The sequence below is a fragment of the Pseudogracilibacillus sp. SO30301A genome, from assembly GCF_037072025.1.
Classification (GTDB): Bacteria; Bacillota; Bacilli; order Bacillales; family Amphibacillaceae; genus Pseudogracilibacillus.
On the sequence record NZ_JAXHDD010000053.1, the window covers coordinates 16,984 to 27,417 of the forward strand.

9 protein-coding genes are annotated in these 10,434 nt (G+C 38.9%); 2 read left to right on the forward strand and 7 right to left on the reverse strand.

Going from position 1 to position 10,434, the window contains the following annotated elements; all coding sequences use genetic code 11:
- Positions 1–211 precede the first annotated feature (211 nt).
- The 6 genes from SPD89_RS18185 to SPD89_RS18210 form a co-directional block, all read right to left on the reverse strand.
- Positions 212–433 carry a hypothetical protein gene (locus tag SPD89_RS18185; RefSeq protein WP_336263368.1) on the reverse strand — a complete coding sequence of 74 codons (222 nt, stop codon included), beginning with the start codon at positions 431–433 and terminating at the stop codon, positions 212–214.
- A gap of 338 nt (positions 434–771) precedes the next feature.
- Positions 772–2,493, reverse strand: coding sequence for a phosphoenolpyruvate--protein phosphotransferase (ptsP, locus tag SPD89_RS18190; protein ID WP_336263369.1), 1,722 nt, complete (start codon positions 2,491–2,493; stop codon positions 772–774).
- A gap of 44 nt (positions 2,494–2,537) precedes the next feature.
- Positions 2,538–3,683 carry a mannitol-1-phosphate 5-dehydrogenase gene (locus SPD89_RS18195; RefSeq protein WP_336263370.1) on the reverse strand — a complete coding sequence of 382 codons (1,146 nt, stop codon included), beginning with the start codon at positions 3,681–3,683 and terminating at the stop codon, positions 2,538–2,540.
- Complete coding sequence (locus SPD89_RS18200) at positions 3,684–4,121, reverse strand: PTS sugar transporter subunit IIA (RefSeq protein WP_336263371.1); 438 nt, start codon at positions 4,119–4,121, stop codon at positions 3,684–3,686.
- Positions 4,122–4,197: 76 nt separating this feature from the next.
- Positions 4,198–6,252, reverse strand: a complete 2,055-nt coding sequence (locus SPD89_RS18205; protein ID WP_336263372.1) for a BglG family transcription antiterminator — start codon at positions 6,250–6,252, stop codon at positions 4,198–4,200.
- 18 nt (positions 6,253–6,270) lie between these two features.
- On the reverse strand, positions 6,271–8,061 hold the full coding sequence (locus SPD89_RS18210) for a PTS mannitol-specific transporter subunit IIBC (protein WP_336263373.1): 1,791 nt from the start codon (positions 8,059–8,061) through the stop codon (positions 6,271–6,273).
- Positions 8,062–8,547: 486 nt separating this feature from the next.
- Here SPD89_RS18210 and SPD89_RS18215 point away from each other — a divergent pair, with 486 nt between their 5' ends.
- The gene (locus tag SPD89_RS18215; protein ID WP_336263374.1) at positions 8,548–8,775 is read left to right on the forward strand and encodes a hypothetical protein; all 228 of its coding nucleotides are present in this window, start codon (positions 8,548–8,550) and stop codon (positions 8,773–8,775) included.
- A gap of 207 nt (positions 8,776–8,982) precedes the next feature.
- Here the strand turns inward: SPD89_RS18215 and SPD89_RS18220 are convergent, their stop codons facing one another.
- Entirely contained in the window at positions 8,983–9,168 is a 186-nt protein-coding gene (locus SPD89_RS18220) for a hypothetical protein (protein ID WP_336263375.1), read from the reverse strand.
- Positions 9,169–9,803: 635 nt separating this feature from the next.
- On the opposite strand from SPD89_RS18220, the gene SPD89_RS18225 reads away from it, so the two are divergent.
- Positions 9,804–10,172, forward strand: a complete 369-nt coding sequence (locus SPD89_RS18225; RefSeq protein ID WP_336263376.1) for a hypothetical protein — start codon at positions 9,804–9,806, stop codon at positions 10,170–10,172.
- Positions 10,173–10,434: the final 262 nt, after the last annotated feature.

Here is a 10,434-nt window from a genome sequence, read left to right on the forward strand (position 1 = left end):
CCACGGGAGGATGGAGTTGACCACGCAATTTGGCGTTTAACCACGGAGTTTACGGAATAACGACGAAGATGCTGAAATAACCACGGGAGGAGCATGAAATTATCCATACAATTTGAAAATATAAGCAGAGAGTCCTTCCACGTCAACTGCATAATATTCATCGCCATCATTATGTTCAGCGTGATTATGGTCATGTTCGCTATGCTCCTGTTCATGATGATCGGGGGCATGCTTCTTCATGTTCATGATCTTCGTAGTCACTTTCATGCTCTCCCTGATCTTGATGGTCATGGTTATGATCATGCTCATCAATCGTAATTGTTACAGGAGCTGATTCTGCAATAATCCCGTGGTCATCATCATATAGGACAGCCTTGATCTGCTGCTCAGGAATGACAGCTTCTCCTTCATATGCATTATCGTGTAATTTCATCTACTATTTTCCAGTCATATTCATCTGGATCCAACGTAAACCAATGCCAATGTTCATCCTCTGAATCAATGTGTAAGTTCGCAGTTAACTCAATAATGTCACCTGTATGATAATGATCAGACAGTCCCTGGATTTCGATGGCATGTTCATCTTCATGTTCAATGAAGGGAGTATATTAACTATAAGAATATCATTCAATAAAAGACAAGCTGATAGCGATATAAAGGTAACGATTAGTTGGGACGGAAAGTCGGAGGAAATGATTTTAAATGAGCAATAATTTTTTAAAGGGTACTGCATACCCTAAGGTGAGCAGCACCCCTGTTTCATGTAGACTTTTAAGACTGATTGATGAGTTGATTAATAAATTCAACAACCTCATCCGTTGTACCCATCGCCAACAACTCTTCTTTATGGGGAGCAATCTGTTCTTTTGAGAGCTCGCTTAATTGTGTCCGGGCAGGGAGAATAGATGTTGCACTCATGCTGAATTCATCTAGTCCAAGTCCTAACAGAATCGGAACAGCAATCGGTTCTCCAGCCATTTCACCACACATACCTGCCCATTTTCCTTCTTTGTGAGCTGCTTCAATCACATTATTGACTAAGTTCAAGATTGCCGGGTGATATGGTTGGTAAAGATAAGAAACCTGTTCATTCATCCGGTCAGCAGCCATTGTATATTGGATAAGGTCATTCGTTCCAATACTGAAGAAGTCGACTTCTTTGGCAAATTGTGCAGCAGTTACAGCTGTAGATGGAATTTCGACCATAATTCCGACTTCAATATTCTCGGAAACTTCAATGCCTTCAGCTACTAACTTTTCCTTCTCATCGAGTAAGATTTCTTTTGCCTGGCGAAATTCTTCCAGAGTTGCAATCATTGGGAACATGATTTTTAAGTTCCCAAAGGCACTTGCACGAAGTAAAGCACGTAACTGCGGGCGGAAAACATCTTCATTTTCCAGGCAGAAACGAATCGCTCGAAAGCCTAGGAATGGGTTTAATTCTTTCGGCAGATCCAGGTAGTTCAGTTCTTTATCGCCGCCTATATCTAGCGTACGGACGACAACAGGTTTGTTCCCCATCTGTTCAAGTACTGATTTATATGCTTCAAATTGTTCTTCTTCAGATGGCAGTTCACTTTTACCCATGTATAGAAATTCGGTCCGGTAAAGACCGATTCCTTCTGCTCCATTATGAAGTGCATCTGCTACGTCATCTGGAGTACCGATATTCGCTGCAAGCTCAACTTGAACGCCGTCTTTTGTAATAGTAGGCTCGTCTTTTAATTTAGCCCACTCTTCTTGTTGTTTCGCATAAGCCGCTTGTTTTTCTCTATATGTTGCCACTTCCTCATCGGTTGGATGGATGATGACATTACCTTCTAGTCCATCAATAATGATGAGATCATTTTGTGAAACGGATTCGGTGATATTTTTCGTTCCGACAACGGCAGGTATTTCGAGCGATCTCGCCATAATGGCAGAGTGTGAAGTCCGACCACCGATATCTGTTACGAACCCTTGAACAAACTCGCGATTCAATTGCGCAGTGTCAGACGGTGTTAAGTCCTCTGCGATAATGACGACCTCTTCGTCAATCAATGCAGGGTTCGGGAAGGTGACACCAAGTATATGTGACATGACTCGTTTCGTGACATCCTTAATATCTGCGGCACGTTCCCGCATATATTCGTTGTCCATGTTTTCGAACATATCGATGAACATCGTGGATATTTCTTCAACAGCAGTTGCTGCAATAACCTTATCCGTTTCGATTTTTTCTTTCATCGGATTAATTAGTTCTGGATCAGTTAAAATTAAGAGATGAGCAGAGAAAATCGCAGCGTGATCCTCACCAAGCTTTTTTTCCGTATGCTCTTTGATTTTCTCGAGTTCCGTTCTAGAAACTTCCAATGCTTGTTCTAGTCGACTTATCTCTTCTTCAGTATTTTCGGTCGTTACTTTTTCAAAGGATAAGTCCGGTGTTACGAGTTGGTATGCTTTAGCGATTGCTATACCAGGTGATGCTCCAATTCCTTTTAATTCTTTGTTCATTTTACCAGCCCCTGAATAATTATCGTGATTTCTTATATTTAGTCTTATCTTTCATTATATGCGTTTAAAATAACTTCAAGCAAGGGATGTCCTGTTTCCAATCCGGAAACTTCTTTCAGTGCTTCTCGGGCACCCTGATCTGCAATCATCTTCTGTAATTTTACTGCCTCTTCATCTTGTTCATTGGTAAATTTGAGAGCAGATGCGATTGTTTTTGCTAGGTAGGTTGGTTCTTTCCCAGTTACATCCATATACATGGTTGCCGGGCGAATGAGTCGTTCTTTCGCACCTAGCTTACGAATTGGGCCTCTTGCTACCCTTGTGATTTCATCCGAAATATATGGATTCATAAAGCGGCCGATAATTTTTTCAATATAAGCTTGATGTTCTTCCCGGTTAAAATCGTATGTTTGAATTAATGCTTCACCTGACTCATGCAATGCGCCTTTAATGATTTCTTGTACCTTTTCATCATTAATCGCTTCTGTAATGGTTTGATATCCTATTTGATGACCGACATAAGCGACGGCTGCGTGGCCTGAATTGACCGTGAATAGCTTGCGTTCGATATAGGGGGTGAGATCTTCCACGAAAGTGATCCCATTAACCTCTGGCTTGCTCCCTTTGATTGCCGGTTCTTCAACAACCCATTCATAGTAAGGTTCTACAGAAACTTGGAGCAGATTGTCATGTTTCTGATTCGGTACAATTCGGTCTACCGCTGCATCTGGGAAACCGAACAAATTATCAAATGTTATTTTTTCTTCTTGTGTCAGATGTTCGTAAATTTTCTCCTTTAAAAAGGATGTGCCACCGACCATGTTTTCACAGGCGATAATATTCAGCGATTGATTAGTTGTTTTAGCTCGCTCTTTTAAACCTTTAGCGATGAGCTCAGCAATGATCGGCAATACATTTGGCCCGACAGCAGTTGTAATCATATCCGCATGGACAATCGCCCGAACGACTTTATCCGGCTGTTGGATACTGCTAATTCCGGAAATATTTTTAACGGTTAAGGATTCGCTCTCCTCAGCTGCTAGTACGACGGTGTATTGTTTTTTCTCATTGATTTCCTTAATCACTGCTTCATTCACATCAATAAAAGTTGTATGGTATCCCGCCTGATGGAGTAATAAACCAATAAAACCACGTCCAATATTGCCTGCACCAAAATGTACTGCTTCCATTTAGTTCACCTCATCAAAGATACGAATGATTTCTTCTTCTGACGCTGCGTCAAGTATCAATTGGATATTGTCTTCATCGGAAAGCACGATTGCGATATTGGAGAGAATATCTAAGTGCTCGTCGCCTTTACCAGCAATACCCATTAAGATTTTCACCGTGTTGCCCTCTCCATACTCTACACCTTCCGGGATAGTTACGACTGATAAGCCCGATTCATTCACTAACGACTTCGCATCTTCTGTACCATGTGGTATAGCGACGAAGTTCCCCATATAGGTCGATGTTAATTCTTCACGTTCAAACATTTTATCAATATAAGAAGGTTCGACATAGCCATTATCTACTAAAATTTGACCTGCGTAGCGAATCGCTTCTTCCTGATTATTAAATGAAACATTCAACTTAATATTTTCTTTTGCTAATACTTCTTTTGCCATGGTAAACACCACTCCTTAATAGAGGTTGTTCAAAAAGCCCGGTAAAAATTACACTTCGAACTTTTTGAACTTATACTTATAATAACTTTTTATCCTTCAAAAACGTCTGAAAACGCTCGGCTAAATAGAACTTGATTGCCGTTTCATCAGCAGATTCAAATAAACGAACTGCTTCGTCTTCCTGGATGAGCAAGCTGCTTAAATAACTTAGTGTTTCTAAACTTTCTTGCTGAATATCTTTGGGGGCTAGCATGACTAGGATATGTTTCACTTCCATCTCTTTTCCGTCCATTCCTCTCATCAGTTGCGGATTTTCTAACACATAAATTGAAAAATGGATGGAAGGCACGTCTCTAGAGCGTGTATGGAAAAGTGCCAAGCTCGTATCTGGTATCCCGAGCCCGCCAACTTGCTCCCTTTCCATCAGTTTAGTAAAAACCGTTTCGCTGTTCTTAATTCTTTTCCGCTTTTCCAAATCGATACAAATCGCTCGCAATGTTGATTCTGATTGATTCCGTTCATCGACATAGAAGGAATGGAGCAGGTCAATAATTGTTTCGATATAAAGCTTGATGGTCTCTAACTGCAAAAGCGAATTAGGATTACTTTTTTGCTTTTCATTATTTACAACGAGTCTCTGCTGGCGAATTGCCTTCTTAATCTGATGGACTTCTGATTGATCTAACATTGGAGAAACGAGAATATAATCGCTTTCCTCCAACTCTTTTAAGGGGAGCGTTGAAATGATTAAATCGTATTGATCCAGGTCTTCCTCGTCTACATCGAACATCGATTTGTTTTCTATTTGCTTAATTTCTGGTACTTGTTTCATTAATTGAGTTGCTAAGATTTTCGCCGTGCCGATTCCACTGGAGCATATAACAAGAGCCTTTAGTCTTTCACCCTTTAGTAATGCAGCTGCAAAATGAAGGACGATGAAACCAATCTCATCATCCGGGATATCTAAATCAGGGAAAATGACGCTCGTCGCTTCTGCAATTAAATGAAACAATTCGTCATATTCATTTCTAATCTGATCGATCATTGGATTCGTAATCTTCATCCGCTTATTAATCCGGTAAATGGCCGGTTTCAAATGGGTGACTAAATCATTCAGTAATTGATTGTTTCCCATCATATCCACATGAATCTGTTTACTTACATAAGCAATTAACTGCTTAACCTGATAAGCAAATCCCGTGTTCTCTACTTCTAACAAAACATGCTGGTCTGAGCGAAGTTTCGCTCCCATTAAATGCATGGTAATATAACCGATCTCATCGTTGGGGATGCTGATCTCCAAGGTTGTTTCCAATTCGCTGATGATTTTTTCCGCTATCTTATATTCTTTTGTACCCTGTAACTGTTCGAAATATGCCCGGTCAAATTGAATCGTATCCCCTTTTTGCAGTCGTTCGATTGCGAGTGCTAGGTGGACAACTAAACCCACACGTGCACTATCAGCTAATGCATAGGGGAGTTTTGTACTTGCTTGTTCCACCGTTTTTTCAATCACTCGCAATTTATCTGGATCGACGAGTCCCAATAAGCGATTGGAAATGGTTGGCGTCTGTTTGTTTTGAATGTTTTCCTTTAGTAGGGAAATAAAGGCGAAAGGGTCCACATATTTGGCAATTAAATGTGTAATTGCGAACCTCTTATTCGCTTCATCTCCTTCAATTTGGACGCCAAATCCTCTGCGACGGATAAGTGTTAAGTGAGAGTTCTCTAATTCCGCTTCCAATTGATCCAAGTCGTTACTGATTGTTGCAATGGTTACATCCAATTCGTGAGCAAGGGTGAATAATTTTATCGGTTCATTCGCTTCAAGCAACATGGATAGAATCATTGCTTGTCTTTCTTCTTGGGTATAGTCATTCGGACTAATACTTGTAAGCAACCGCTCTAATAATCGTTTATCTGCTTGTTCACCAACGATTTGAAGCCCTACACCAGGCTTTTTGTCGAGCTCCATCCGGTGATTCAAAAGGATTTTTTCAACACCTTTTAAATCCCGGTGAATCGTCCGCGAGCTAACATCAAGGGCTTCAGCAACATCTTCTACTGTCACTTGTGCTTGCTTTTGGAGTAAGAAAAGAATAATTTTTCTTTCCCGCGCTGTAATACTCAAGGCGAACTCTCCCCCCAACTAATTATCTTTCAGGCGATCTACCAGCTCGTCATATTTCGGGCTGTTCAGGAAGTTATCGACGGAAATATGTTCTGCCGTTGGAAGTTTATTCTTCGCACGATCAGTCAAATCTTTATGGGTGATAACAATATCTGCATCATCCGGGATGTCATTAATCGCTTTATTCGTTACGAAAATGTCGATATCTGCCTTCTTGAATTTATTTTTAAGTAACGAGGCGCCCATCGCACTTGAACCCATACCAGCATCACAGGCGAAGATTACTTTATTTACTTCTTCTTTTTTCTCATGTTCTGTTTCAGGTGCTGTTTCTTCTGTCCCTTGATCTGAGTCATCTGCTACTTCTCCTGTAAGCAATCGCTCTACGAGTTCATCGTATTTCGGGCTGTTCAGGAAGTTATCGACGGAAATATGCTCAGCTGTTGGAACTTTTGCTTTTGCACGATCGGTCAAGTCTTTATGGGTGATAACAATATCCGCATCATTTGGAATATCATTGATCGCTTTATTTATTACGAAAATATCGATATCCGATTTCTTGAATTTATTTTTCAGAAGGGATGCCCCCATTGCGCTTGAGCCCATACCAGCATCACAGGCGAAAATAATCTTATCGATTTGTTCTGGTTTTTTCTTCTGGATGGTGACTGTTTTTATAATGTCTTCATTTTCTTCTTCATCTTGGTTCAAAACACCTGTAACTGAGCTCTTCTTCCCTTTCATTGCTTCCATTTTACCCGTAGCATCTGCTAAACTATCCGTTTCTGTCTTGCTTGATTTTAAAATGATAGCAGCGATAACAAAGGTGACAGCTGCGGCAACTAGAACACCTAAAATTACACCGAGATAACTATCTTGTGCTGTCATCGCAAGGACAGCAAAAATACTACCAGGTGAAGAAGGAGCAACTAATCCTGCACCAAACAGCTGGAACATGAACACACCGCTCACACCACCAGCGATTACTGCGAAAATTAGAATTGGTTTCATCAATACGTAAGGGAAATAAATTTCATGAATCCCACCGAAAAATTGAATGATCGCTGCACCCGTTGCAGAACTTTTGGAAGCACCTTTACCGAACACCATGAATGCGAGCAATATCCCAATACCCGGACCAGGGTTTGCTTCCAGTAAGAATAGTATTGATTTTCCAGCTTCTCTCGCTTGATCTGCACCAATAGGACTTAATATCCCGTGGTTAATTGCATTATTCAAGAATAAAATTTTCGCAGGTTCAATAATAATGTTCGCAAGTGGTAATAACCCTGCGGCAATAATCACTTTGACCCCTGCTGCAAGTGCTGTGTTTAATCCTTCAACTACTGGTCCAATTGCATAGACAGCAACAATCGCAAGTAGTGCTGCCAAAATACCAGCAGAGAAGTTATTGTAAAGCATCTCAAACCCTTGACGAATCTTCGCCTGGAAGAGATCATCTATTTTCTTCATTAAATAGCCGGCAAGTGGGCCCATAACCATAGCACCGAGGAACATTGGAATATCCGCTCCGACGATAACTCCCATTGTAGCCGTAGCACCAACAATTCCACCACGTATGTCATAGACCATCCGGCCGCCTGTAAACCCTATCAATAATGGCAATAAGTAGTACAGCATCGGGTCAACCATTGTTGCCAATTTTGCATTTGGAAACCTACCATCTTCAATAAATAAAGCCGCTATAATCCCCCAAGCAATAAATGCACCGATGTTCGGCATGATCATTCCACTTAAGTAACTACCGAACTGTTGAACTTTTGCTCGAATGCCCTTCTTTTCAGCCATTTTTTCACACTCCCTTAGTGAAGTAATATCTTATACTTTTATTCTAAAGTAATTCGTTGGCACTACTCAATGGAATCTAAACATAACTTTGGCAAGGGACTTGTTGCCATCATTTAAATAGGAGAATTGTTGTTACTATACCCAACTTTGGAGATAAGATAGACCTACCCAAGTTTTGGCAAAAAAAAATATTTTTTGATCAAAATGAACCATTTAGCACTTATAAACCCTGTTGTTATAGGATCTCACTTTCGCTGGAATGGATAGTAGCAGTTGTACAAAAAATATTGAGAATCATTTAAACAACATCCCAACCGTTTCTTTCATACAGGAAACGGAAACCAAATGCAGCATGGTTTAGTTTAGAAACAGTTAAAAATGGAAATGTAGTAATTCTATTATCTGATTTATTTGGCGCTAACCCAGGAACGAAAATTGCTGATGCGTTAGAAGTGATGATCGAAAACCTGGAGAGTGTTAGCTAGAATGGAATCTGCAGAAATAAACATACGTACATATTCTGCCGAGGAGAGGCCGAAGCAAAATGATCGGCATCCGCTTACAAAAAGACGGCTCATTGTATTAGTTTCATTAAGCATTACGCTCATCGTTGTTTCGTTATTCAGTTTGATGGCGGAAGCTGTATCTTTTTCCATCAATGAGAAATGGAACGGACTTTTTGGTAACCACGAAGTTACCAAAATAACTACATAGTCATTCGATCGTTGCAGCACGTAGACATTTCTACATATCTTATCTCTATCCAAAAAAAGTAACCGCCCAGTCCTGGTTTGCGATTACTTTTTAAAAATATTAACGTAAAAACTAAAGATTTTGGTATTTCAACCATCATAAAATAAATGATTACAAAATCTTATTTTATTTTTCTCAATTCCGCCTCATGATCGATTGATCTTCTTGCTAATAAATCAATTGTTTTTTCTTGCCGTTCTTAGGTATCTTTAAGTTTTTTGTATCTACTTGCATTAACTCAATATTTTCACCTTTTTTTGCTACCTGTTCATAGACTCCATCTGATTTTTGATCCATGACATTGACTTTTTCGTTTAAAAGACTAGCTTCCAACGTATCAAAGCGATTGTTCATTTATGATTTCATATCTTGTATTTCTTGCTTCATTCCCTGCTGTTCTTGTTTCATTTCTTGTTGCTCTTGCTTTACTTCCTGCAATTCTTGCTTCATTCCTTTCCTTGCTGCCCTTGCTTTACTCCCTGTATTTCTTTTAAAATTAAATCTAACTTTTCATTACTCAATTTGATCAATCCTTACATTTTAATTTTGGATGTCAAGTTTTCTGGTACCAAATATAAGAGTAGAAGAAACTATTTCTTAAGTAATTTTCTATCACATTCGTTAACTTATTATAACACATCCTTTATTCATAATAGGTGTGCGTCTCGGTGAGTATCTATCTCCACTCGATTGATTCTTCAGCTTTTTCCTTTACCACCAAGGTAAATTACCCTACCAGGAATGGAAAACTGATGTCCGAATTATCGCGATCATATTGGCAATTTGATTCATAAGTTCTTCTGAAGATTAATCAAATCCATCAAATCACGACCAATTAATTGTTGAATATTAATTTCTGAATTTCTAGTAACACAGGGATTGTCAATAAAGTTCGCACATAAATCTTCTGTGACATTTTTTTAGCGAAATTTTATTTTTTTAGATTATTTTCTCTAGAACAGGTTAATTTATATGCAGGAGGGATAATCTTGGAAAAACGATATAAGTTTTTATCGATTGAACAGTTTAATGATTTGCTGAAAAATTGGAATAACGATCAAATTAAAATATCCAAGCTAGAAATGAATGATTTAGATGAAATCGTCATGCAATTAGAAAAGGTAACTTATCTTAATGAAGCACCAACCATTGATGGATATGAACCTGTCCATACGTTGCAGCTGAACGGACATGGAATAATTCAAACTGATAACAATGATTCACAGCCTTTACCATCCTCTATATATGAAATCCCACTAGAAAATGATACTCTATATGAATTTAACGGGACGACATTTTTAATAAGTACGGATCGAGGGGTATATAAAATAGAGCGTGTTGATGAAAGGTCATCGTAAAATTTAAAAAAGAAGTATCCTTCCCGGAAATAAACCGTACTTGGTTACTTCTTTTCTACTTTTCTCAAGCCACGTCAAAATTGCTTCCTTCTTAAAAGAGTTTATTATAAAAACCCCATTCAACATGAAGACTATATCGTAGGGTCTAAAGCTTTTAAATATCATTTTGTTTAATTTATTCACTTTTGTTTTAGGCTATTTTTCAACATGAAAAATATGTTTTGTAATTATTATCGCTCATCTAAATATGCTAATGCATCTA